This window comes from Corynebacterium sp. S7, assembly GCF_054401105.1.
Genome location: NZ_CM136760.1, coordinates 2074223 through 2097394 on the forward strand (window position 1 = coordinate 2074223; position 23172 = coordinate 2097394).

At 54.1% G+C, this 23172-nt stretch carries 23 protein-coding genes and 1 other annotated feature; of the genes, 9 read left to right on the plus strand and 14 right to left on the minus strand.

Features of this window, described 5'->3' with window-relative positions:
• The first annotated feature begins 99 nt into the window (after nt 1–99).
• Genes ACXZ66_RS09880 through ACXZ66_RS09890 form a run of 3 tightly spaced genes read left to right on the plus strand, consistent with a single transcriptional unit; the run spans nt 100 to nt 2788 of the window.
• Complete coding sequence (locus ACXZ66_RS09880; protein WP_458748484.1) at nt 100–1623, plus strand: SLC13 family permease; 1524 nt, start codon at nt 100–102, stop codon at nt 1621–1623.
• A 36-nt stretch (nt 1624–1659) separates the two neighbouring features.
• Nucleotides 1660–1962, plus strand: a complete 303-nt coding sequence (locus ACXZ66_RS09885; protein WP_458748485.1) for an acyl carrier protein — start codon at nt 1660–1662, stop codon at nt 1960–1962.
• Nucleotides 1963–1981: 19 nt separating this feature from the next.
• Complete coding sequence (locus ACXZ66_RS09890) at nt 1982–2788, plus strand: HAD-IIA family hydrolase (RefSeq protein ID WP_458748486.1); 807 nt, start codon at nt 1982–1984, stop codon at nt 2786–2788.
• Here ACXZ66_RS09890 and ACXZ66_RS09895 read toward each other — a convergent pair whose 3' ends face one another.
• Nucleotides 2789–3787, minus strand: a complete 999-nt coding sequence (locus ACXZ66_RS09895) for a PLP-dependent cysteine synthase family protein (RefSeq protein ID WP_458748488.1) — start codon at nt 3785–3787, stop codon at nt 2789–2791.
• Nucleotides 3788–3886: 99 nt separating this feature from the next.
• Between ACXZ66_RS09895 and ACXZ66_RS09900 the strand changes: the two genes are divergently transcribed.
• A complete protein-coding gene (locus ACXZ66_RS09900; protein ID WP_458748489.1) occupies nt 3887–4498 on the plus strand; it encodes a GNAT family N-acetyltransferase in 612 nt (203 codons plus the stop codon).
• A 6-nt stretch (nt 4499–4504) separates the two neighbouring features.
• Here ACXZ66_RS09900 and ACXZ66_RS09905 read toward each other — a convergent pair whose 3' ends face one another.
• From ACXZ66_RS09905 to ACXZ66_RS09940, 8 genes are all read right to left on the minus strand, one after another.
• On the minus strand, nt 4505–4852 hold the full coding sequence (locus ACXZ66_RS09905; RefSeq protein WP_458748490.1) for a hypothetical protein: 348 nt from the start codon (nt 4850–4852) through the stop codon (nt 4505–4507).
• A 229-nt stretch (nt 4853–5081) separates the two neighbouring features.
• Nucleotides 5082–6020, minus strand: a complete 939-nt coding sequence (uriH, locus tag ACXZ66_RS09910; protein WP_458748491.1) for a uridine-preferring nucleoside hydrolase UriH — start codon at nt 6018–6020, stop codon at nt 5082–5084.
• Nucleotides 6013–7476: a uridine transporter UriT gene (gene uriT / locus ACXZ66_RS09915; protein WP_458748492.1), complete on the minus strand. Its 1464-nt coding sequence runs from the start codon at nt 7474–7476 to the stop codon at nt 6013–6015. The genes uriH and uriT overlap by 8 nt, the downstream gene beginning before the upstream one ends.
• Before the next feature lie 88 nt (nt 7477–7564).
• On the minus strand, nt 7565–8389 hold the full coding sequence (locus ACXZ66_RS09920) for a serine hydrolase domain-containing protein (RefSeq protein ID WP_458748493.1): 825 nt from the start codon (nt 8387–8389) through the stop codon (nt 7565–7567).
• Nucleotides 8390–8404: 15 nt separating this feature from the next.
• On the minus strand, nt 8405–9352 hold the full coding sequence (locus ACXZ66_RS09925; RefSeq protein WP_458748495.1) for a TRIC cation channel family protein: 948 nt from the start codon (nt 9350–9352) through the stop codon (nt 8405–8407).
• A gap of 22 nt (nt 9353–9374) precedes the next feature.
• Entirely contained in the window at nt 9375–9509 is a 135-nt protein-coding gene (locus ACXZ66_RS09930; protein WP_458748497.1) for a hypothetical protein, read from the minus strand.
• A 132-nt stretch (nt 9510–9641) separates the two neighbouring features.
• Complete coding sequence (locus ACXZ66_RS09935) at nt 9642–10397, minus strand: CPBP family intramembrane glutamic endopeptidase (protein ID WP_458748499.1); 756 nt, start codon at nt 10395–10397, stop codon at nt 9642–9644.
• A 97-nt stretch (nt 10398–10494) separates the two neighbouring features.
• Entirely contained in the window at nt 10495–11979 is a 1485-nt protein-coding gene (locus tag ACXZ66_RS09940; RefSeq protein ID WP_458748500.1) for a peptide MFS transporter, read from the minus strand.
• 67 nt (nt 11980–12046) lie between these two features.
• Between ACXZ66_RS09940 and ACXZ66_RS09945 the strand changes: the two genes are divergently transcribed.
• Entirely contained in the window at nt 12047–12697 is a 651-nt protein-coding gene (locus ACXZ66_RS09945) for a GNAT family N-acetyltransferase (RefSeq protein ID WP_458748501.1), read from the plus strand.
• Nucleotides 12698–12884: 187 nt separating this feature from the next.
• On the opposite strand, the gene ACXZ66_RS09950 is transcribed toward ACXZ66_RS09945, so the two are convergent.
• The 4 genes from ACXZ66_RS09950 to ACXZ66_RS09965 all read right to left on the minus strand — a co-directional run bounded on the left by ACXZ66_RS09950 (nt 12885) and on the right by ACXZ66_RS09965 (nt 17299).
• Nucleotides 12885–13232 carry a hypothetical protein gene (locus tag ACXZ66_RS09950; protein WP_458748503.1) on the minus strand — a complete coding sequence of 116 codons (348 nt, stop codon included), beginning with the start codon at nt 13230–13232 and terminating at the stop codon, nt 12885–12887.
• 69 nt (nt 13233–13301) lie between these two features.
• A complete protein-coding gene (locus tag ACXZ66_RS09955) occupies nt 13302–14153 on the minus strand; it encodes a hypothetical protein (protein WP_458748505.1) in 852 nt (283 codons plus the stop codon).
• Nucleotides 14154–14272: 119 nt separating this feature from the next.
• Nucleotides 14273–15271, minus strand: coding sequence for a polysaccharide pyruvyl transferase family protein (locus ACXZ66_RS09960; protein WP_458748506.1), 999 nt, complete (start codon nt 15269–15271; stop codon nt 14273–14275).
• Between the two features lie 12 nt (nt 15272–15283).
• Nucleotides 15284–17299, minus strand: coding sequence for a glycosyltransferase (locus ACXZ66_RS09965; protein ID WP_458748507.1), 2016 nt, complete (start codon nt 17297–17299; stop codon nt 15284–15286).
• 95 nt (nt 17300–17394) lie between these two features.
• Between ACXZ66_RS09965 and ACXZ66_RS09970 the strand changes: the two genes are divergently transcribed.
• Nucleotides 17395–18596, plus strand: a protein-coding gene (locus ACXZ66_RS09970; protein WP_458748508.1) for an IS3 family transposase whose coding sequence is annotated in 2 segments (ribosomal slippage) — nt 17395–17689 and nt 17689–18596 — 1203 coding nt in all. Because the reading frame shifts where the segments join, the coding sequence is not laid out codon by codon here.
• Here the strand turns inward: ACXZ66_RS09970 and ACXZ66_RS09975 are convergent.
• On the minus strand, nt 18503–19444 hold the full coding sequence (locus ACXZ66_RS09975) for a hypothetical protein (protein ID WP_458748510.1): 942 nt from the start codon (nt 19442–19444) through the stop codon (nt 18503–18505). The two genes, ACXZ66_RS09970 and ACXZ66_RS09975, sit on opposite strands and share 94 nt — an antisense overlap.
• 139 nt (nt 19445–19583) lie before the next feature.
• Between ACXZ66_RS09975 and ACXZ66_RS09980 the strand changes: the two genes are divergently transcribed.
• The 3 genes from ACXZ66_RS09980 (at nt 19584) to ACXZ66_RS09990 (ending at nt 23171) form a co-directional block, all read left to right on the plus strand.
• Nucleotides 19584–20848, plus strand: a protein-coding gene (locus ACXZ66_RS09980) for an IS3 family transposase (RefSeq protein ID WP_458748511.1) whose coding sequence is annotated in 2 segments (ribosomal slippage) — nt 19584–19875 and nt 19875–20848 — 1266 coding nt in all. Because the reading frame shifts where the segments join, the coding sequence is not laid out codon by codon here.
• Nucleotides 19874–20005, plus strand: a sequence feature (AL1L pseudoknot). (Overlaps the previous gene by 132 nt.)
• Nucleotides 20849–21487: 639 nt before the next feature.
• Nucleotides 21488–22354, plus strand: coding sequence for an ABC transporter permease (locus ACXZ66_RS09985; protein WP_458748512.1), 867 nt, complete (start codon nt 21488–21490; stop codon nt 22352–22354).
• The gene (locus ACXZ66_RS09990; protein WP_458748514.1) at nt 22344–23171 is read left to right on the plus strand and encodes an ABC transporter ATP-binding protein; all 828 of its coding nucleotides are present in this window, start codon (nt 22344–22346) and stop codon (nt 23169–23171) included. Before ACXZ66_RS09985 ends, ACXZ66_RS09990 begins: the two co-directional genes overlap by 11 nt.
• Nucleotide 23172 lies beyond the last annotated feature (1 nt).

The following is a 23172-nucleotide window of genomic DNA, read 5'->3' on the forward strand; positions in this document are numbered from 1 at the left end:
TAGTAGCCAATGTCATAACCAGTTGAGTAGATCACTATTTAATTAAGAAGTAATGTCAATAACAGTAATGTTCTTACTTCGTGCAAGGAGTTTGGTCTTATGTCCTCATCTCACGTCGATGCCACACAGGCTCCAGACCAGGCTCCCAACCAAGCACCTCCAAAGAAGAAGCAAACCTCAACGGGCAAGGCGATTTCTTTTGTCGCAGCGTTCGTCGCACTCGCCGTTGTGCTCGCCCTGCCCATCGACTCGCTTGAGCGCCAAGGTCAGATTGCACTGGCCATGCTCGCATTCGCGGTGATCATGTGGGTGACCGAGGCCGTTGTCTACCCGATTAGCTCGATTATGATCGTTGCGCTGATCGCGATTCTCCTCGGCTTCTCCCAAGACCCCGCCACCGGTGAGATCGTGGGCACGGGCGAGGCACTAGGCGTGGCCATGGCTGGCTTTTCGACGAGTTCCGTCGCCCTCGTTTTCGCCGCGCTCGTCCTGGCAGCAGCCATGCAGGCTACAGGCCTGCACAAGCGCATCGCGCTGGCGGTCTTGAAAGTCGCCGGCGAAAAGACCTCCAACATTGTCATTGGCGCAATTGTCATCTCCACGATCTTGGCCTTCTTTGTGCCCTCGGCTACTGCGCGTGCTGGTGCCGTGGTTCCCATTCTGCTGGGCATGGTTGCGGCCTTCGGCCTGGCGAAAAACTCTAAGCTCTCCGCTTTGTTAATTATCACCGCAGCTCAGGCCGTGTCTATCTGGAATATCGGCATCAAAACTGCGGCTGCGCAAAACCTTGTTGCGGTGGGATTCATTGAGCAACAGATGGGACAGACCGTGAGCTGGGGCCAGTGGTTCCTCTGGGCAGCACCTTGGTCGGTGCTGATGTCCATTGCGCTGTTTTTCATCATGCGCGCCACCATCAAACCTGAAACCGAATCCATCGAAGGCGGCCGCGAGCTGATCAAAAAGCAGCTGGCAGAACTCGGCCCGATGACCGCCGCCGAAAAGCGCCTGGCCGTGATCGCGGTGGTCCTGCTCGGCTTCTGGGCAACCGAAGGCACGCTGCACCCCATCAGCTCTGCGGTTACCACCGTGATTGCCGTAGGTTTCATGCTTGTCCCGAAAATCGACGTGATCGATTGGAAGGAAGCGCAAGAGAAGGTCGACTGGGGAACGCTCATCGTTTTTGCCGTGGGAATTTCACTGGGCACCTTCCTGCTCGAAACCGGCGCGGCCTCGTGGCTCTCCGAGCAAACCTTCGGCGCGCTGGGCTTAAGCGAGATGCCAATCTTGGCCACCATCGCGATTGTCTCGCTGTTTAATATCCTGATCCACTTGGGCTTCGCTTCGGCTACCTCGCTGGCATCGGCACTGATTCCGGTGTTCATTGCGCTCGCCTCAACCCTGGACCTCCCCAACGGTGGCATCGGCTTCGTGATCATTCAACAGTTTGTGATCAGCTTCGGATTCCTCCTACCGGTCTCTGCGCCACAGAACATGCTCGCGTACGGCTCCGGCGCGTTTACCACCCGCCAGTTCCTGAAAACGGGTATCCCGCTGACCATCGTCGGATACCTGCTCATCTTGTTGTTCTCCGCGACGTATTGGAAGTGGCTGGGGCTTATTTAATCTTGTCTAGGACCTATTGCCCGCTACCATGAACTCATGGAGCTCTCGCAACGCATCAACATTTCCCTGCCACAAGAGCAGGCGGAGGATCAAGTAGATAAGGCGCAACCTCACGACATTGAGGGGCGCCTTGCCCAACTTATTGCAGAGACCACCGGTGTCGATGCAGAAAAGGTCACGGCCGAATCCACTACCGATTCTTTAGGCTTAGATTCGCTGTCCAGGATCGAAATTGTCGTCCGCGCCGAGGAGGTGTTTGGCGTGCGCATCGAGGCAAAAGATGCAGAAAGCTTTACGACGATCGGCGACTTGGCCACTTACCTCGCGGAGCACGAGTAAAAGGTGCACAATGGGCGGTGTGAACGCACCTATTTCTTATCTGACTGACATGGATGGTGTCCTCATCAAAGAGGGCGACATCATCCCCGGCGCCGATAAATTCATTGAGACCCTGCGGAAGAACAACATCCGTTTTATGGTGCTCACTAACAATTCCATGTCCACCCAGCGCGATCTGTCGGCTCGCCTGGCTTCGATGGGCCTGGATGTGCCCGCCGAGAATATTTGGACCTCAGCGGCCGCAACGGGAACCTATCTTTCTTCCCAGGTCAAGGCATCAACGGCCTACGTTATCGGTGAAACTGGCCTGACCACTGCCCTGCACGAAAAGGGCTGGATCTTCACCGAAAAATCCCCGAAGTTTGTCATTCTCGGTGAGACCCGCACCTACTCCTTTGAGGCAATCACCACTGCATGTAACCTCATCATCCAAGGTGCGCGCTTCATCTGCACCAACCCAGATGTCACCGCTCCTGGCCCACAGGGCGTCTTGCCCGCAACTGGTGCAGTAGCTGCCATGATCACCGCGGTCACCGGCAAGGAGCCTTACTACATTGGCAAGCCAAACCCGGTGATGATGCGCTCGGCGCTCAACAATATCGGTGCTCATTCGGAGCGCGCAGTGATGATCGGCGACCGCATGGACACCGACGTCAAGGCTGGCCTCGAGGCCGGGATGCGCACTATCTTGGTTCGCTCCGGCATCTCCGATGACGCCGAAATTGAGCGCTACCCGTACCGCCCAACCATGACCGTTGGTTCGGTCGCTGACCTCACCGACAAGATCTTCGACCCATTCGAGGACGGCTACTACAAGAAGGCCTAACTACTTCTCGCGCTTGTACAGGTCAGTGGAGAGGTACTTGTAGCCGTTATCCGGGTAGATCACCACAATGTTCTTACCCGCAGCCTCCGGGCGCGCCGCAATCTGAATCGCAGCGTTGAGCGCGGCCGCAGCGGAGGTACCCAGGAACAGCCCATCAGTTTCGGCTGTCTCCTGGGCAGTTTTATATGCATCCTCGGCTGCAACGTCGATGATCTCGTCCATAACAAAACCGTTGTCGCGGTTCGAGCGGATCAAGGTTGGCACGAACTCCTCTGGAAGATTACCTACAGGAAGCGTGCCGTCGATGATGTTGCCGGTGAAGTTTTCATTCTCAGGCCGCGAGGTCTCCGCGCCCTGCACACCCACGACGGTGATGTCCGGGTTCTTTTCGCGCAGGTAACGCGCCGTGCCCACCAGGGTGCCCGCGGTTCCCGCAGTAGCTACCAGGTAATCCACCTGGCCATCGGTGTCTTCCCAGATCTCTGGGCCAGTGGTTTTGTAGTGGTACTCTTGGTTCGCCTCGTTGACCGTCTGACCAGCGTAGTAGTAACCCTGTTCCTCAGCGATACGCTCCATACCGGCGATCAGATCGTCGAGGTTGAGCCCCTCCTGCTCGAAGTTGGCAATCTCTTCAACGTCGGTAAACGAGCGGATATCCAGGCCGTAGCCTTCAAAGATTTTCACGCGCTCTTCGCTGGTTCCCGGCTCCAAATATGGGATGAATTTCAGGCCTTCGGCATGCCCAATCCCCGCAAGGGAGATGCCGGTGTTTCCGCTGGTGACGTCGATAAGCGTGCTACCTTCCTCGATCGCGCCCTTGGCGCGAGCGTCCTCAATGAGCGCGACGGCGAGCCTGTCCTTGCTGCTGCCGGTAGGGTTGAGGTATTCGAGTTTGCCAATGATGTGCGCGCCGAGGCCGTGCTTCTTTTGGTAATTTGTCAGCTCCACGAGTGGGGTGTTGCCAACGAGCTCGATGATTGAGGAGTGAATCTTCGCCATTGCCGAAATGTCCTGTCTAAACTAGATGAACCACTTAGTCTGTTTGAGGATACATTAGCGCGCAGGCCGTGTCCGGTCAATGGATTACACTGTTGCCCTATGACAGATACGCTGATTACTGCCCACATCAATTCTCCGGAGGGCAAGTTCCTTCTCCAGGAGCTGGACGCTGAATATTCCACCCGATACAAGGGCTATCAGGGCTTCGGCGAGGATACGGAAGCCACTGATGATTTGGAGATTTTCCCACCCCTCCTATTCGAGGAGCCACTGGGCACACTTTTGATCATCCAGCGCGACGGCCAGCCGATCGCGGCCGGCGGATTCATTTACCTCGACGAGGAAACAGCCGAGGTCAAGAGGGTGTGGACGTCATCGCAGCATCGTCGTCAAGGGCTCTCACGCAAAATCATGGAGGCACTCGAGCAGGCCGCCGCGGAGCGCGGGTACCGCAAGATTTACCTCACCACGGGGCCTCGTCAGCCGGAGGCAGTGCGGTTGTACACCTCACTGGGCTACACCCCGCTCTTTGACATTGAAGCGGACCCGGAGACAATCGTCCACCTAGCTTTCGAGAAGCAGATCAGCAACGCAGCAGGCATCACAGTCCCGCCCGAGCTCGAGGAAAAGGCAGCGCAGCAGCGCGAGTTTGTAGAAGATACTTATCGACGACGCTCCCGCCCCGAAAACCGTTTGGGAAACGCTACATAGCGCTAGTTAAGCTCGCTCGACCGACACAGTGAAGCCGTGTGCGCACGCAAGTGACTCGAGCGCATGGACAAAGCGGTCTGTTTCTTCGCGGGATGCGGTGATGACCTCACGGCAGCGGACTCCACGTGCCCCGAAGGTGGTGCGGTCGGGCTGCCACCGAGTAAACCACTGCATATCCCAGATATCGGCGCCCGGATAGGTCTCGGGCTCTGCCGGCGAAAGGCATTGCTCCATCAGCTCTTCGACCTGAGGGCGCAGCTGAACGGGCATATTGGAGATAGTGAGGACACTCGCCACAGGCTGTGCGCATACAGGCTGCCAAGTGACGGTGGGTGCGGCCAACGTTGTAGTCATGTGGGGATCCTTTGTCTATAAAATGGCACACCACAACTGGCACAAACTAATGTATGCCAAAAATGGTGTGAGACGAGTTCCGTCTTCCCCAACGGCCTCAAAATTCTCGTTTTGTCCCTGAAGGACACTTCCGATTCTCGCCCCACACACGGCCCACCGGCAACCCTAAAGTATTCCTTTATCCCCCATTTAATAAAGTTTCACTTTAGGGTTGAGGTTGACTTATTGCCTAACCGATTCGCTCAATCGCGTCAGTTACAAGCGCCCAAAACTTCGGCGCATCCAGCTTCACGGCTACCTGAGTTGTGCAGTCCTCAGGCGCCGGAGCGCGGAAATCCGCCACCGTCATGCCCACGGTGAGATTACCCGCTAATTCCACATCCAGTGGGACCTTGCGCGTTGACACGATTGACGGGTCAATAATGTACGCGATGGTGCAGGGATCGTGCACCGGCGGATTTTCAAACCCCTGTGCATCCTGATAGTTCTTGCGGAACGCCCCAAACAGACCAACAACGAAGTCTGCCACGTCTGTACCCAGGGCTTTGATGCCTGCCTCTACCTCGGGAGTGGCAAGCGCCTGGTGCGTCAGATCCAGGCCCACCATGGTCAAAGGCCACGGCTCATTGAAGACGATGTGGGCTGCTTCCGGATCGATCTTGATATTGAACTCGGCAACCGCGGACCAATTGCCTTCGTGGTAGCCCCCGCCCATGAGCACGACTTCCTTGACGCGCGGGATGATCTTTGGCTCAAGGCGTGCAGCCAGGGCAATATTTGTCAAAGGACCGGTAGGCACCAGGGTGACGGTGCCGGGTTCTTCGCGCATGATGGTGTCGATAATAAACTGCACGCCACTACCCTCGCTGACCTCCACCTCGGGGGTAGGCAGCTCGTAGCCGTGGATCTCCATTCCTGTGTCACCGTGAATGTCCCCAGCGACTTCAACAGGACGCACCAACGGCCGCGTAGCTCCTGCATGCAATGGTGTATCGGTGATGCGAGCAATCGTCATTACTTGGCGCGCGTTGTAGGTCACCTTCTCCAAAGTCTGATTGCCGCCCACTGTGGTAATGCCCAACAGGTCAATCTCGGGGTTACCGTGCGCGAGCAGGATCGCCACAGCATCGTCGTGGCCAGGGTCGCAGTCGAGGATGATCTTATGCATTGGTTGCTCCTTGGGTTTTCCCCTGTGCTTCTTCCAAGGCGGCTTTCGCCGCTAGGGTGTCAGAGATGGTTTCGGGTTTTGGAATCATAAACGAGGTGACAAAGGCTAGCGCCAGCAGGATCGCGCCTGCGGTCATACCCGCGGCGTAGCCACCTGAATTTTCCACGAAAATTGTCGCCACCGCGAAGAGGATCGCGAACGAGATTCCCGCGCCCAAATTGAAGGCTCCGGCATTCATACCCGGCAGATAACCTTGGTTGTCTGCCGGGGAGAGCACGATGCCCAATCCGTTGAGCATGATATTTGCGGTGCCGGCGTACATGATGCCAACGAATACCGAGACAATCAGCAAGAGCACCGGTGTTGGGTTTTGGGTGATGAAGATTGCGAAAAGCACACCAATAAACGAACCACCGATGCCGATCTGCAAGATGATCTTGTAGCCAAACTTCGCCGCCATTATGCCGGCAATCGGGCCGAAAGCAAGACCTGCCAGCGCGTAGGGGGTGAGTGTCCACCACGAGACCACTTCTGCGGCAAGGCCCGGCCCATTGACCGAATCCTGTGCAAGGTTTGGTATCAGGCCGTTCATGATCGCGAAGACGCCTGTCATGGTGAGCAACGTGGTCAAAAGCAGCGCCCAGGTGCGACGTTGCTTCATGTACTCGATGGTGACAAGTGGGTGCTTGACCCGCTTTTCTACGTTCCAAAACGCAATCACACCGACCACACCAATGGCAACAAGCAGCAGCACGAACCACCAGTTTGCATCCTGGATCTTGCCAGCCTCGTTGAACGCTGTCAGCAGCGCACCAATTGCAATGGCCAGTGGCACAACGCCGGCCCAGTCCATTGGGTAGGTCTCGCGCGCACGAGATTCCTTGGTGAACAGTTGCAGAGCAATCACCGCCGCGATGCAGAACCCGGCCATGACCCAGAAAATGGACCGGAACCCGAAGGTACCTGCCAACCAACCACCGGCCAGGGCATCCACGCCGCCGATGCCGCCATTGACGGAAGTAAGGATGCCCAGATACAGGGCATATTGTTTCTCGTTGGGCACCTGTTGACGCAGCATGATCAAAGCCAACGGAACAGTGGGCCCGGCCACGCCTTGGATCACGCGGCCGAGAAAGAGGATTGTCACATTCGGGGCAAGAGCTGCGACGACACAACCGATGCCGGTAACAATCATCATTCCCACCAGCACCTTCCTGCGACCTATCAAGTCACCCCAGCGAGGCAGGAAGAGCGAGAACAAAGCAGCCGCCGTGAAAAATGCAGTTTGCGTCAACCCGATCTGGGCTGCGCTGGCATTGAGCTCTACTTCCATTGTGGCGAGAGCTGGAGAAAGCATCGATGCATTGAGCTGGAACGCGAACACCGCGATAAGCAACGCGAGCAGGATCGCCACCGCTTCCCCGGTGGGGGTACGTCTCGCTTCTTGCACAGTCATTAGATAGGTCCTTTCAATCGAAGCGACTAACCTATCATCATCTTCCTCCCGAATTCGCAGGTTAGCAATGGAATTCTTGCGAATTAACTCAATTGAGAAGATCGGCCACGATTGCTGTGTTCGTCTCCTCCCACAGCGGCTTCGCCCAGTCACCAAAATCGCGATCAGTCAGCGTCACTCCGGCCGTACCTGCTAGCTCATGCTCGCTCCAGGAAGGCACCGCCCACAAGTACGTCCCACTAATGCCAAAGTGCCCTACGGTCTCCGGAGGCATGTTGTCGCCGGTCCAGTGCGGGTGCTTTGCTCCCTTGATCTCAAAACCCAAGCCCCACGGATTCGGCTTCTGCATGCCGTATCCCGGCACAGTGCCAATTAGATCCGGGAACTGCACGGTGAAGGCCTCGCGCACGGTGGACTCGGCAAGCAGCGTCGGGCGCAAAAGCTCCTCGGCAAACTTGGACAAATCCGCTACGGTCGAGCGCGCGTCGTGGCCCGAAGAGCCCCAAATCACCGTCGAGTCCATGCCGAGTGGCTCAAAAATACCCAGCAGCGCGTAGTTGCCAAATGCAAGGCCAGTTTCCTGCTCAAGGATTTCCTGCAACCATTCGAAATCAGCCGAGGAATAAATCCGCCTCTCCCCCGGTGCCCTCTGCGACTTTCGCATCGCAGGAGAAACACCAGAAGCATGAGAAATCAAGTGCCGCACCGTCGACCCCTCTGGGCCAGCGGGCTGATCCAACTCAAACACACCCTCTTCCACAGCCATCAAAAACGCATAGGAAGAGAGCAGTTTGGTCACGCTCATCAGTTCGAACTCACGGTTAAGGTCACCATAGGTTGCAGAATGCTTGCCGACGATTGCCGCCGCCACATTATCAACCGGCCAGGATCCCAAGTGTTCAGAAAGGTTCATGGCTCTAGATCCTACTTAAGATTCATCCTCACCTTTTTCGTCGTGGTTTTTGCGCCGCTTCCGATCACGCCGCAGAGTCCACTGCTCGTTGGTGTTTTCCTCATCGGTTTCATTGAGGAGCATGTCCAGTGCTTCCTCGACGTCCTCGTCATGGGACTGCGCCTCGTCGTCACGCGAATCTTTTGTTTTCTTGCGCTCGAGGGCCTTTTCCATTTGCTCGTGGCGCCAACTGCGCACCTTGGGTGGTTCGATGCGACGACCGACGGAACGGCCGCGTTCCTCGGCCATTTTCATCAGGCTGCGGACCTGCGATGCCGTCATGTTGACGGGGGCGAAATCTTGGCGGGCGGGGATGTACCAGCCTCGCCAATAGGACAGCATGGCCAGTGCTACGGCGAGCAGTGGGGAGATGATCATGCCGGTCATGGGGTGGCCGAATTGATAGAAAATATACACCGAGACGGCAGCGACCACCGCAGGGACGGCGTAAAGCTGCTGCGAGCTGAAGATGCTGGGGACCTTGCCGATGGCGATGTCGCGGATCATGCCGCCGCCGACGCCGGTAAGCAAGCCCATGAAAACACACGAAAGGAAGGGCAGGTTGTAATTCATGGCCTTGACGCAGCCAGTAACGGCCCACGCGCCGAGAATGATCGCGTCGCCGTGGAATTGGAAGATCTCCCAGGCTTTGCCTTTGAAGTCGGTAACCAGGGCAACGAGTGCGCCGGCTAGGGCAAGGATGAGATATTCCGGGTTCGCAATGGCGGCAACGGTGCCTTGGCCAATCAGCACGTCTCGAAGCATGCCGCCACCAAGGGCGGTCAACAGGGAGAGAAAGAAGAAGCCAACAATGTCGAAGTTCTGCTTCCGCGCTATCGTTCCTCCGATAATGCCCATCAGGAATACGCCTGAGACATCTAAGAAGCGGTAGAGGGATGCAATCTCTGGGGCTGCATTTTCCACGGGCTCCAGTTTAGGACACGGATTAAGTGCGTGGCGGACGGATACTTTCCAACCAAGCCAATTGAGTGAGTTGGTCGATCTCACCGGTCTGCGAACTGACCAGCCCGGCAACGCCAAGGGCAGAGACTGCAATTATCGAAGAAATCTGATTTCGCATTGGCTCCCCCGCCCTGATTGATGGTGTTCGCATTGCCTTTAAGTCTTTGCACAGACAACGCCCAGAATGCCTACCCACAAACTTTAACTTATTAATCTGACCTTGTACAGCGGTCGTCGAAATTACTTGCTGCTACATGCTCCAAGCAGCGGCCGCGGCGAGCGCACCCACGGAATTCAGCGACCAGTGCAACCCGATCGGAGCGAGCACCGACTTCGTATGCGCGCGCAGCCAGGTAAACACCACGCCCGCGGCCGAGGTGGCCACAACGGCAAGGCCCACCCCGACCCACTGACCGAAGGTGCCGGTGCCCAGCACGCTGGAGAGCCCCGAGTTCGAGGCCGTCAAGCCTAACGACGAGGCCACGTGCCACAACCCGAACAGGGTCGAACCCGCAATCAGCGCCAACCGGGCTCCGCCAAGTCGATCCAGGGCGCCGTGCAGGACTCCTCTGAATGCGAGCTCCTCGGGCAGGACTGTCTGCAAAGGAATCAGAACCAGAGCCGCAAGCAGGGCATAGCGCGCATTGGAATAGGTCTGATTCAGGAAGAACTCACGAGTAAACGGCAGCAGGACGCCAATGCCAACTACGGCCGTGACGACGATGGCCGCCAACGAACCGTACTGCAGACCTTTGCGCACTGTTGCAGGCGAGATGCCGATATCACTCCAAGTCAGGCCCGCGAGTTTGGCCATGACTAGGAGTACGAGGACGGAAACGGGAATAGTCCAAAACCACTGGCCTGCAAGAGTGAAGTGTGCCGAGAGGTTAACAGCTACCAGGCTCGCGATCACTGCGAAAACAACGGCGATATCTTTGACGGGGATACGGCTTTGGATCTGAAGTCGGACCGGGAGACTGCGGGCAGTAGCTGTAGCTAAAGTCATTACGATAGCGTAACTGCGCCACACCTACCCGCCAACAGGAATAGAGTGAATCCAGGAAATTAACAGCGAAGTGCTAGCACACTAACTAGCGCCCTAACTAGCGCACGTCGACGAGCTTCTTCAGAATCCATTTGCGCATCAGCACCAACACAACACCGACCGCGATCGCTGCAACACCAATAATTATAAAGAACTGGCGCTCAGCATCAGCCGAAGTTGGGTCGTAGAAGCCACCAAGGGTGCCTGATAATGCCGTACCGGCTGACACCGCCATGAGCCAGACCGCGAACATACGCGACTGGAATGCCTTCGGCGCCACCTTCGTGGCCAAGGAGTTACCCACTGGCGAGAGCAAGAGCTCACCCATGGTGAACAGGAAGAGGATCCACACGATGACATAGAGTGGCGTCGAGTTCTCCCCGCCACCTGCATAAGGTAGGAAGAAGAACAGCGAAGCACCAATAATCATGTTGGCTACGCCGAATTTCACCGCCGAGCTCCACTGGCGCTTGCCCAGCTTGGTCCACATGGCCGCGAACACGCCCGAGAACAAGATGATGAAAATAGGGTTGATCGATTGAACCTGTCCCGGGGTGAGCTCTATGCCAAGGAAGCTACGATCCAGCCGCTGGTCCGAGTACACCGCCAGGATGGTGAACTGGGACTGGAAGATTGCGAAGAAGGCAATGCCACCGATGAGCAGCGGGATATAGCCCACGATGCGGGACTTTTCCACGGCCGAGGTCAAGTTGGAGTTGTACATCTGCACCAGCAGCACCACGATGGCCAGCATCGCGATGATTGCGGTGATCGTCGATAGCCATTCAACGCGAATAACTCCCGTGGCAATCAGCGCCACCACAACGCCAACAACTACAACGGCGCCGAGAGCCCACTTCCCGTATTCGGAGCGTGGCAGCGGGTTTGGTACTTCGTGCCCGGCTTCCTTAATAGTGGTCTGGCGCATTGCCAGGTATTGCGCGAGGCCGAGCGCCATACCGATCGCGGCAATACCGAAGCCCCAGTGGAAACCGCCCATGCCGTAGACCCAGCCGGTGATCAGTGGGCCAAACAACGCGCCGATGTTGACGCCCATGTAGAAGATGGAAAAGCCCGCGTCACGACGAGGGTCGTCACGCGAGTACAGCTGGCCCAGCACCACCTGCGCGGAGGTTTTCACGCCACCGGAACCCAGCGCAATAAACACGAGACCAAGTGCGAGGCCCAGGTATCCAGGTACTAGGGCGAGCAAGATGTGGCCGAGCATGACCACAACTGCCGACCACATCAGTGTGCGCTCGGGGCCAAGGATGCGGTCAGAGAGCCAGGAGGCCACCAACGAACACATGTAGACAAGGCCACCGTAGGCACCCACGATGGAGAGTGCCTGAGCCTTCTCCATTCCCAGGCCACCCTCGCTTACCGAGTAATAGAGGTAGAAGGCAAGAATGGATTGCATGCCATAGAAGCTGAAGCGCTCCCATAGCTCGACTCCGAAGAGATTTGCTAGGCCCCAGGGCTGGCCGAAGAATTGGCGTTCCTTCGGCTGCTCCTCCTGGGCCAGCTGGTTGTTGTTAGTCATCTCTTAAGATTTACTCTTGATTTTGGGATGAACCTAACTGAATTGACATTTCACTACTGTGTAAGCCATGGCCTCCCAACCCCAGATCACCTACCGCCCGTACGCACCTGCCGACGCGCCAGCAATCCAAGACATGCTCAACGAGGCCTTCAACGTCCATCACCGCTTCCGCGAGCCGGCGCTAACTCCCCTGCTCAGCATGGATCTGCAGCAATCACTTTTCGACGCCACCTTTACCCGCATCGCGGTCCGCAACAGTAAAGTCGTCGGCATCATCATCGGCAAAATCCACGGCCAGCCCAAGCAAGAGGCCAGACTCAAGCGCGCTGGCACGATTGCCACAAATATCGCACAGTCGCTCCCCCAACTCGTCCCGCAGTTCACGGGTTTGCGCGATTGGGTCCGCGAGCAGCGCTCCTATGCCAGAGCCACGCGCATGGCACGCAACCGAAACACGCCCCTGGACAACGAAATCATCTTGTTCATCGTCGATTCGAGCACCCGCGGCCAAGGCGTAGGCAAGCGCCTCTTCACCTCATATACAGATGAACTACAACGCCACGGCCAGCGCGACTTTTTCCTCTACACTGACTCCGAGTGCACCTGGCAGTTCTACGAGGCCCGTGGCATGCGACGCGTAGGGTTTTCCAGCTACGCATCACTTCTCAAAGAATCCCCCGCCGAAATAGAAAGCTACGTCTATGCAGGCTCCGCCTAATCCCAGAAATCGCCTCGGCGACTTTGCGCTCATACTAGCAATTCGCGATGCTCCAAAACGCTCCTCGGCCTATGCCTTGGTAGTTTCCATAGGTGGGTTCATCATCGGCTTTCTCACCTATTTATTCTGGATGGCCTGGCACATCAGCAACCCATAAAAGCGCGCTGACAGACCTACTGCTTTCGGCTTACTTGCCGTTCAACAGGCCTGGGACGAAACTAAGGCCCTCAAAGAGCTGATCAATCATGTTCAGCAGCGCGCCAAGTACTGGCAGAATCTTTAGCAGCAACGGCGCGAATGGTCCCGCTTGGCTTTCTACAAGCTGCGAGCTCTGCTCTACGAAAGGATCCTTCGGCGTTTCAGGAGTCGTGGTTTCACCGGCACCGCTTTGCGACGACAACGTGCCCGAATCCAAAGTGACCGTCTGCTCAGCGGGATTCTGCCCTGGGTTGGTCTCAGCTTGAGCAATGCCTGCACCAGCAAAAGTGAGGGAAACGGCCGTGGCAGAGGCGACGACGAGGCGAGCGATCTTCATTTCAGTATTCCTGACTATCAAGTGTCTGTTACACGTTGACTATCGCCACCGTGACCGGTTTGTTACAAACTAGGCTACGGGTCGAGTTCTGGTACTAAAGATTTCTACCTCGGCTAGGTTCTCGGTCAAACTAGCCCAACTTTCCGATTCTAAAACTACTTCCAAAACAGCCTGAAACGACTGGACATCGGGACCAATATGGCCTTCACCGAGGGCTTTCACAATCGGGTAAATCTTGATTTCCGAATTGAGTACCTGTTCAAATGGTTTCCAATGATTGTTGTAATGATCAGAGTCATCACGATTTTGAATGTAAACAATTTCGAGCTCGTGATTTTCCTCGTACGTTTGCAGCACCGAGGTCGTGACTGGCAACGATTCGGCTCCGTTCCAAGCAATGTTGCGGTACGTCGGATAGTACGAAAACAGCTTGATATCCGTTTGAGGATTCGACACGACGACGCGAACACCAGGAATCCTTGATCCCTGGAGCAGCGCAGCAAACCCTCCTCCTGACGCACCAAATAAAACAAGAGATTGGTTTGCGGCGAACACTTTCAAGATGAGAGTCAATTGATCCAAATATTCAGGCTGAGATTCATTTCCCAGATACCACGCTAGGTTCAGATCCGCATCCATCGCCAGGGAAGGATCCGAAACCATGAGGACGTTTGCATTAAGAGTTTTTGTCAGACCCCAGCCCGAAAAAATTGGAACCTCGCTCGCCTTGTTCCTAGATATTGCTGCGGAGAAGGTCACGATAGTATTTTTGGCTCGACGATTGATCCACCGGAACTGAAGAGGATTAACGTCGTTGATCTCAATGTTTGAAGTCTCCATTGAGCATTCAAATGTTCTTACAAACTCGTCGACACTAGAAAACTCAATTGCTTGAAATGATTCTCGGGATTCGCGTTTCATCTATTTCACCAAATTTTTTCGGACCGATTTCTTAAGAAGGCTCTACGCCTAAACCAGTCCAAGTGACGGCCCTGGTTTCTAAAGTTTTTGACCTTCCGATAAGCCACCTGCACTATTAATTAATCACCAATAGCCGAAGCTATCGACGACTTCAGGTGTTCATATCCCTTCGTGGATTCGCGCGACAACCAGTAGCGAACTCGACCCGAAATCTTTGCCGGATAATACGAAAGGTGCTTGTACAGCTCAGGATTCGTATAGCTTGCCAACATCTCGGGACGTTCAATCATCTTCAAGAAGTTCCGGTTCTTTGGTGTAACTGACATTGCGATAGTCGGAATCCCGTACATCGTTGCCACTACCATCCCGTGGAATTTGATAGATGCCAAGGCATCACAGCTGGACACCTCTGCGCAGAGCTCGCGAAGATCCTCGCTGACGAACAATTCTTCGTCCTCCTCTCGAATTATCTCTGCGCGTGTGAGATCCGCAGCACCAAGAGATTTATTCGACAACACCAAGTGCTTGATTTTGTAATCCATCGATTTCGCCTGGTTAATCAAGTCACGCAGTGGGCCCATGTCCTGATCGAGAGACCTGTGTTCTCGCATCACAACACCGAGGGTTTTATCTTTCGATGTCCTTTTCGCTGGGCGGTTCAGGGCACAAACGGGATCTGGATACCAGGTTAATTTGTCTCCAGGTTCAAGATTCTTCTCAATCCAATCGTGGCTTTCTTGGTCACGAGCAACCACCAACCTGCAATTCTCATGCTGCATAAACTTGCGGTAGTGATCAATCGTTGTAGTGCGCTGGCGACTCGTATTGGGAACGCCGATCCCAAAAATGAACACCGGCTTTTCCAGGAACGCTTCCTGCCAGTACAGCCCCGAGACATTGACCGGATTGATTAGGTCTCCGCCGCCGATCAAAACTGCATCGACTTCACTGACGATCTCCTCTACAGGTCGAGAGAAATAGGGAGCCTCAAGCAAATCGTTTGCAACAATCAGTTCATACTCGTCGGCCAAAAACTGATGATGGGCTTCAAGAAACAGCTCATCCCCGAAGTTACCCCAACCGAAATAGCCAACCAATAAGATCTTCTTCATTTTCATATTTCCAGTTCTTTAAACAGTGGCGAGATAGTCGTTAAGGTCAGCACCGTACAGTCCGGCAATTTCTTGGAGGGTACGTTTTGCGCTGGCCTGATTGTCTTCTGGGGTTTGACGCAGTTTCACCAGGTACCAATTCCGGATGAAGTTGTCCAGGTGATTATCTTTATAGATTTCAAGAAGATCGAGTTTCTCCAAGGCACTAACTTGCGCGCGCTCTAGCTCGAGACTCTTCGCGAAGTATTCTGGGTCCACCTTGTTGGTTACTGAGTCAGATCGATCTGCGTAGTAAACAATGTATGCAGTATCGACGAATGCGATTTTCCTCGCTGTCGCCAGAACTTCCCAGCCGTACAACGTATCTTGGCCGAGAGCCTTCTCCACAAAACGGATGTTGTTATTGGTCAGCATGGCCTTCCTGATCACGGAGGCCTGCGTAGACACCACGGGGAATTTTCCTTTCTCGAAGAATTCCTGTCGTGCCGAGTCAACTAGGCGCGTGGCTCCTGCTGTATGTCGACCGGTGTATTTCACGGTATTTGTGACTTTCACTTGGTAGCCACTTACAGCATCAATTTCAACGCCGGATTTTTCGAGCTGGACAAATTCTTCGTAGAGATTGTCGTAGCCGCCCGTGGAAATCTCATTATCTGGGTCTAAGAAAGTCACCAAGTCTGCGGTTGCGAGCTCCACGCCCTTATTTCGTGGTCGTGAAGCGCTACCGCTTCCTCCGTCACCAAACGAATGCACCCTTATATTCTGGTACTTGTCTTGCAGCTGCATACAAGTCAGAACCGTCGATTCATCACTTGAGCCGTCGTCAATGAGAAGGATTTCCATTGCCGACCAGAGTTTATTTCGCCGCAGGCTCGGAATGCACTTTCCGCTTAAGAAGGCACCATTGTTATACACAGGAATGATGACAGTGAGCAAAGGCTTCTCGGTGAAGCGTGGAGTCAAATTCGCAGCTACATATTGTACATAGCCGACACCGAATGGGTCAGCAGAATACCCCTTGCCGCGAAGTGACTTTAGGTCCCCAGCAACAAACGCTTTTACGTCGGGATGATCTGTCGAAACCATCGTGAGTTCACGTTCATCGGCACTATCGACGAACTCGTGTGTAGGACCCTGAACAAATTCTCCATCGACAAATCGAGATCCTTGAGTTGCAAAGAGAGAATCAGTGTAGGTAAATACGTTCTTCCTGCTCAGAAGATACTCAGATTCATAGTTGAGGTCCTCTCGCATCGCAGCAACATAGCCGAATTCTGACGCATCCAGATCAAGAGCCCTGAATTCATCCAACGAGACAAGCGAGAATTCGACCCCTTTTTGCAAACGAAGTTTTTCCTCAATGGTGTTCCAATCACCAAGAGCGACAACGAGGATTCGATCGTTTCGTGTCTGCAATGGAGGCAGGTTTGTCAGTCGTGCAAGCTCTCCAACGACGTGGAATGAGGTGCGCGAGGCGAAGAGCTCGTTCATCAAATGGTTCGCTGATTCCAGCTCCTCAAATAGGCAATCATCTGATTCAATCTCTCCAAGCGATGTGTCATTCGCGACGATTCGAATCGCTGGAAATTTATTGAACACCGATCGGGCATAGTTTGAAATGATTGGCTTGCCCTGCGCTTGAAGTTCATAAACTCTCATCGCGCACATCGTTGGACTGTCTTTAATGGAGTTAAAGTTCAGGCTCCAGCGGAACAGACGGTGCATCTTTTGCAATACCCCGTGTGGAACTGGACCGAGGATTGACGATTGGACTTCTGCAGGAAATCCGAAATCTTGGCTTTCGAAATTTCGATCAAGAATCACTAGGTTCTTAGCTGTTTCGGGGATCGCTGAAAATATGAGATTCATATCCGCGCAGCGTTCTGGGTAGCGTTCTGGGTACGATCCAGCGAAGAAAGCCTTATTTAGATTGTGCCGAAATGAACCAATCGGATTGTTAATCACTGGGTTCGCGCCATACTCACCGTAGTAGACCTGCTCGTGTCCGAGCTCGCTCTTATACCGCTCAATCATGTCGCTATCAGAGGTGAATACATAGTGGACCTGACCCCCGTTTGGTAGACACCTAACATCCCAACAATCTGGGACTGAAAGGTAATCTCCACACCATGCCAAGCAAGACCTACACCGAAGAGTTCAGACGCGATGCCGTCGCGCTCTACGAGAACTCCCCGGGCACCTCGCTCCAGACCATCGCCACTGATCTTGGGATCAACCGTGCCACCCTGCATAACTGGCTGAAAAAATACGGCACCGGTGCCCGCACCAAGATCAGCTCTAAGGATTCAGCTTCCCCGGCCTCGGTGACGGAGGCCGAGCGGATTCGACAACTCGAACGAGAAAACGCCCGGCTCCGGGAAGAACGTGACATCCTGCGGAAAGCCGCTAAATATTTCGCGGAAGAGACGAACTGGTGATCCGCTTCCGGTTCGTTGATGACGCCCAGAAGAACCATTCGGTTAAGCGGTTGTGCGAGGTGTTAAAACTCAACAGATCTTCGTTCTATAAATGGAAAAACAGCAGTTCAGCCCGCAGGAAACGCCTCATGTCCGACGCGATCCTCGGCGCCCGCGTCAAGACTGTATTCGCTGCCGAACGCGGTTGCTATGGGGCGAAACGGATCACGGCTGAACTCAAAGACCAGGCCGGTCATGGCCCCGTGAACCACAAGCGGGTTGCCCGAGTCATGCGCGAACTCAAGCTGTTCGGATATACAAAGAAACGCAAGGTCACCACGACCGTCTCAGATCAGAAGAAACCCGTGTTTCCTGACCTTGTCGGCCGGAAATTCACTGCCGATAAACCAAACCAGCTCTACGTCGGGGACATCACCTACCTGCCGATTGCGGATGGGTCGAATATATATCTGGCCACGGTCATTGATTGCTATTCTCGCCGACTTGTTGGTTTCGCGATCGCGGATCATATGCGCACGTCCCTGGTGCAGGATGCTTTGCTGATGGCTAAGGGCCAGCGTGGAAGCCTTAAAGGTGCGATTTTCCACTCGGATCACGGCAGCGTTTACACCTCTCACGCATTCCAGGACACCTGCAAAGAGCTTGGAATTAGGCAGTCAATGGGATCAATCGGCACCAGTGCGGACAACGCGTTAGCGGAGTCTTTCAACGCTGCGCTGAAGCGGGAAGTCCTCAAGGATTCCAAGACCTTTGAGAATCAATTGCGCTGCCGCCGGGACGTGTTCCGCTGGTGTATCCGTTACAACACGGTGCGCCGACATTCCTGGTGTAAATATCTCGCGCCTGCGGTGTTTGAGGAGCGCGGTCCTGCTATCCTGAAATCTGCTTCCTGATTAAATCCTCCGTGTCCACTTCCCGGGGGTCGGGCCCAGTCGAACTTCGCCGCCACGGGCAGGAAGTATTCGAAATTCGACGGATCTTCAATTGTTTGGAATATGGTCGGCGTGCCATTTGCGCGAGCATAATCCAGCACTGCATCTAATGCCTTCATTGGCTTTTCGCGGAATTTGACGCCCTTCCATTCCTCGCCGTTCATCCCCTTCCAACCCGTTACGTAGATGACGGCATCAATAGACTCACTCGTGAGGATCTCTTGGTAGTTGTCAGGCGACAGATAGAAGACTTCCCTGAATACATCTTTGTAAAAGTTAAACATGTACTCATCGGTGATAATCGCAATGTTGGCAGGAATTTTCCCAAAATGATGCGACCCATTCGATTCAGGGAGCGCTGCAGCCATTTCAACCAGCAGCTCACGTGCAAGGTGTTCTCTGCTCTGAGAGATAGGGCCATCGTTTCTAGAATCCCGAGCAGCATTAGGCTGAGTTAGAGCAACATTCCCTGATTCCCCAAGAAGGAAATCTTCGAAATGTGCGCCCAAGCTTTCAATATGTGACTTGAGTGAATCGATCTCACCATAGATCGCACTTGCAATCGAATTCGATTCAACTGCCTCTTCGAGCTGGAGAACCTGGATCCGATTCGACCCTTCGGGTTGGCTCTCAACAGTTGCAAAACTCAAGTGGATTCGATCAATGGTTACTTCACCAACGCCTGCAAACCTGATGGTAGGCAGCACATACTTGGTCGCAGGCAGCAGAGTTCCACGAACTTGCGCATTGGGACCAACGTTCAATTCACCGATGCGTTTACGATTTGAGTCATACTCAAGAACAACCACATTCGAGCGGACCTTGGGCCCTGCGGTAAGCCCAGTCTTTATAATCAGGGCATTTGATTCACCCACTGAAATGCCGGAATCTGTATGAGGCGGCCTGGGTTGGTCGGAGACTAGGTTTTACCCTAGGAGGAAGATCAGCATGGCACGACCCAGTCAGTACGACGCAGCCACGCAGGAGCGCGCGGTGCGCATGTACTTCGAGCGCCTCGAGGAAGGCGATATCTCCAAGGCGGGCGCCCGCCGGGAGATCGGTGAACTTCTCGGTGTGAAGGAATCCACCCTGCGCAACTGGATCCGCAAACAGGAAAAGCAGGCCGAAGCTCCTGAGCCTGGTTCCCTGTCCTACGAGCAACTCCAGGCCGCCTACGACGAGCAGGCCAAGGAAGTGGCCAAGCTGCGACGCGCGAATGAGATCTTGAAGACGGCGTCGGCTTTTTTCGCCCAGGCGGAGCTCGACCGCAAACTTCGGTAATCGTGGATTTCATCCGCACCTACCGCCACCGCTTCGGGGTCGAGCCAATCTGCGAAACCTTGACTGCCCATGGCATCGCGATTGCCCCAAGCACCTTTTACGACCATCAGGCCCGCGGCTTCGGCCCTTCGGGCGCCGAGTTGGATGAGGCCTATGCCGCTCACCGCATCTACCGGCTGTGGGAGGCCAACCGCAAGGTCTACGGCCGCCGTAAACTCTGGAAGGCCGCTGTCCGCGACGGCATGACTGTTGGCCGTGACCAGGTCGAACGACTGATGAAGATCACCGGAATCAAAGGCGTCTCACGTGGAATGCACCGTAAGAAAACCACCGTGGCCAACCCGGCCCACCGCCGGCACCCGGACCTGATCAACCGGCGGTGGAGCTATCCGTCGCACCCGAATCAGTGGTGGATCGCCGACTTCACCTACGTGTGGACACGCCAGGGCTTTTGTTACGTCGCCTTCATCGTCGACGCGTACTCACGGATGATCCTCGGCTGGGTCGTGACCCGGGTGATGGACACCCGGATGGTGCTCATGGCCCTGGAGCATGCCCTGTTTTCCCGCCGGCGTACGAAGATGGACTTCACCGCCACCGGCATCGTCCACCACTCGGACGCGGGTGCCCAGTATACCTCGCTGGCGTTTACCGACGCGCTGACGGAGGCCGGGTTGCAGGGCTCGATCGGCTCGGCCGGTGACGCGTTGGATAACGCGATGATGGAGTCGACGAACGGGCTCTACAAGACTGAGCTCATCGACTTCGACCCTGCACGGACATGGAGGGACGCCAAGGAGGTCGAAACGGAAACGGCCTCGTGGGTCTACTGGTATAATCACCAACGTCTGCACTCATCGATCGGTGACGTTCCCCCGATCGAATACGAGCAGGACTACGAGGAATTCAACACCACTCGAAAAGCCCAGTAAGGCTTTTAACCGTAGTCTCCGAAAAACTCAGGCCGATTCAGTATGAAGCTCTTTGAAATCCCGTTCGTTTCCACCAGCAACCAAATACGTGGGCGACGACGAAGTTAATCGAACGACGGTCCTTTTCGAAGAATCCTCTCCTACCTCGGGTGGATTTGTCAGACTCGAAGCCCAGGTTTTATCCGCAATGACATCCCCATTAACCTGATTTAGCACATGCGCCTTGTACAATTTCGAGCTCACCTTTCGTACTAACTTATGATTCAGGATTCTTAAAAGAAACTTCCGTTGTGGATAGTTCAATCGGAACCATTTCATTCTTGTAGAGCTCTCATTCTTCGTTTTGTCCACAAACTATCTAAATTCTTTGCATCCACTGTGAAGAGCCCCAGTCATTGCATAATGATTCTTTCACATGTTCTAGACTTTGGCCGGGCAAAAGTACTTTCATTAAGATTAATTTTGAAGTCTTCCGAGTTAATCTGGCGTTAACCAACTTTCAGCACCAGCGGACCAAAAACCTATCATCAGAAAAGTATTATTTTTGCGTCTAAGATATGTGGCGTTGATGCCTCGAGCTATCGATGGCATCGAAGTTTTATTTTCCGGGGCCATAAAATGTGGTCGTTTTGAAGCCGTATGAAGGGACTCCAGAAAGTGCTAGTACTGGTCGCTGACGAGGGATTACACAGACTTAACGTACGACCGAATATTCCCGAATACTTAAATCAACTCTGGAACCGCCGCCACTTTATTAAGGCTGAAGCTCGATCAAAGGCCTTTAGTACCGGAAGGAATACATACCTCGGCAAACTCTGGTTAATTTTGGATCCAGTTTTGCAGGTTTCATTTTACGGGCTGGTATTTGGTGCCATTTTGCGCGTTGACCGTGGTATGGATAATTTCATCGGATTCTTGGTCATTGGCGTGGTGTATTTTGGGTTCATTTCAAAAGCAATTAACTCGGGCGCGAATTTGATCCAAAGGTCTAGGAATCTCATCAATGCCTTTTCTTTCCCCCGGGCTGCGGTAGCAATTTCTGCATCACTTCGACAATTCCTTGACAGCATTATCCCCGCGATCGTTGCCGTGATCATAGCTCTTCTGTTTCAGCTGGATAAACCGGTTTCCTGGTCTGTCATCTTTGTTGTTCCGCTATTTGTGCTGATACATTTGTTCGGGTTGGGAGCCATCTTTATTGTTGCTCGACTGACTGCATTTGTGCCCGATTTTAAGTCCCTCGTAGCGCTTGGAACGCGCGGACTATTTTTCCTCTCGGGCGTCTTTTTCTCGCTAGACAGATTCGATACCCACCCCACGTTGAAACTATTGGTGGAAATGAATCCCATTTATCAGTTTTTGATGGCAGTTCGAACTTGCGTCCTTGATGGTGCCATTCCAAATCCGGAAGTGTGGATGTACCTCATTTTATGGTCCGTTGTTACAGTCATCGTCGGATTTGTCTTTTTCTGGCAAGCAGAAGAGCGATATGCCCATGTCAAATAAAACAACAGTAGTTGTCAGAAACCTGAATAAGTCGTTTTTCATCGACCGAAATGGCTCGGAAAAGAGCGTCTGGAATCGTAAGAATAGGAAGGAAGTCAAAGCGCTAAACGGCATCAATTTTGTCGCTTACGCTGGAGAAAGTATTGGCGTAATTGGCCGAAATGGGTCGGGAAAGTCCACATTGCTTAATATCATTGCCGGCAACGAACGCCCTTCTTCCGGAGAGTTACTCGTTTCCTCTCGGCCAACCATCTTGGGCGTTTCTGCAGCGTTGCAAGGGCATTTGGACGGCAGGGCCAACGTTCGTCTTGGATTACTCGCAATGGGGATTTCGCCGAATCAAGCAGAAGAAATGGTCCCAAGCGTATTGGAGTGGGCTGAGCTCACTGAAGCTGCAGACAGGCCAATGAGCACTTATTCATCAGGCATGAAGTCCAGGCTAAAGTTCGCAATCGCAACTGCGGTTCGTCGAGAGATTCTTCTCGTCGATGAAGCTCTTGCAACGGGCGATTCAAGCTTTACCAGCAAAGCGGCAGATCGCATGGAATCTTTCCTCACAGAGGCAGGCACAGTTTTCATCGTGTCGCATTCGACTGGGACGATTGAAAAGAATTGCAATCGAGCTATTTGGATGCATGATGGTGAGCTGATCGCCGACGGCAACCCCACTTTCGTCACAAAGCTGTATCGGGCTTGGTCGAGGAATATGTCTAATGGCGACACAGATATCGCGGATGGCATCATCACCAAACGCAAAGAAGTTTTCGATACTTCGGAGATCGTGTTTGAAAGTGAAGCGGTTGATGCCCTCGGATGAG

Coding starts and splice junctions, on each gene's coding strand:
- ACXZ66_RS09955 (WP_458748505.1), bottom strand. CDS start 14,153: ATGAAACGCGAATCCCGAGAATCATTTCAAGCAATTGAGTTTTCTAGT.
- ACXZ66_RS09895 (WP_458748488.1), bottom strand. CDS start 3,787: ATGGCGAAGATTCACTCCTCAATCATCGAGCTCGTTGGCAACACCCCA.
- uriT (WP_458748492.1), bottom strand. CDS start 7,476: ATGACTGTGCAAGAAGCGAGACGTACCCCCACCGGGGAAGCGGTGGCG.
- ACXZ66_RS09885 (WP_458748485.1), top strand. CDS start 1,660: ATGGAGCTCTCGCAACGCATCAACATTTCCCTGCCACAAGAGCAGGCG.
- uriH (WP_458748491.1), bottom strand. CDS start 6,020: ATGCATAAGATCATCCTCGACTGCGACCCTGGCCACGACGATGCTGTG.
- ACXZ66_RS09940 (WP_458748500.1), bottom strand. CDS start 11,979: ATGACTAACAACAACCAGCTGGCCCAGGAGGAGCAGCCGAAGGAACGC.
- ACXZ66_RS09990 (WP_458748514.1), top strand. CDS start 22,344: ATGTCAAATAAAACAACAGTAGTTGTCAGAAACCTGAATAAGTCGTTT.
- ACXZ66_RS09965 (WP_458748507.1), bottom strand. CDS start 17,299: ATGATTGAGCGGTATAAGAGCGAGCTCGGACACGAGCAGGTCTACTAC.
- ACXZ66_RS09960 (WP_458748506.1), bottom strand. CDS start 15,271: ATGAAAATGAAGAAGATCTTATTGGTTGGCTATTTCGGTTGGGGTAAC.
- ACXZ66_RS09880 (WP_458748484.1), top strand. CDS start 100: ATGTCCTCATCTCACGTCGATGCCACACAGGCTCCAGACCAGGCTCCC.
- ACXZ66_RS09935 (WP_458748499.1), bottom strand. CDS start 10,397: ATGACTTTAGCTACAGCTACTGCCCGCAGTCTCCCGGTCCGACTTCAG.
- ACXZ66_RS09900 (WP_458748489.1), top strand. CDS start 3,887: ATGACAGATACGCTGATTACTGCCCACATCAATTCTCCGGAGGGCAAG.
- ACXZ66_RS09950 (WP_458748503.1), bottom strand. CDS start 13,232: ATGAAGATCGCTCGCCTCGTCGTCGCCTCTGCCACGGCCGTTTCCCTC.
- ACXZ66_RS09985 (WP_458748512.1), top strand. CDS start 21,488: ATGAAGGGACTCCAGAAAGTGCTAGTACTGGTCGCTGACGAGGGATTA.
- ACXZ66_RS09920 (WP_458748493.1), bottom strand. CDS start 8,389: ATGAACCTTTCTGAACACTTGGGATCCTGGCCGGTTGATAATGTGGCG.
- ACXZ66_RS09905 (WP_458748490.1), bottom strand. CDS start 4,852: ATGACTACAACGTTGGCCGCACCCACCGTCACTTGGCAGCCTGTATGC.
- ACXZ66_RS09945 (WP_458748501.1), top strand. CDS start 12,047: ATGGCCTCCCAACCCCAGATCACCTACCGCCCGTACGCACCTGCCGAC.
- ACXZ66_RS09930 (WP_458748497.1), bottom strand. CDS start 9,509: ATGCGAAATCAGATTTCTTCGATAATTGCAGTCTCTGCCCTTGGCGTT.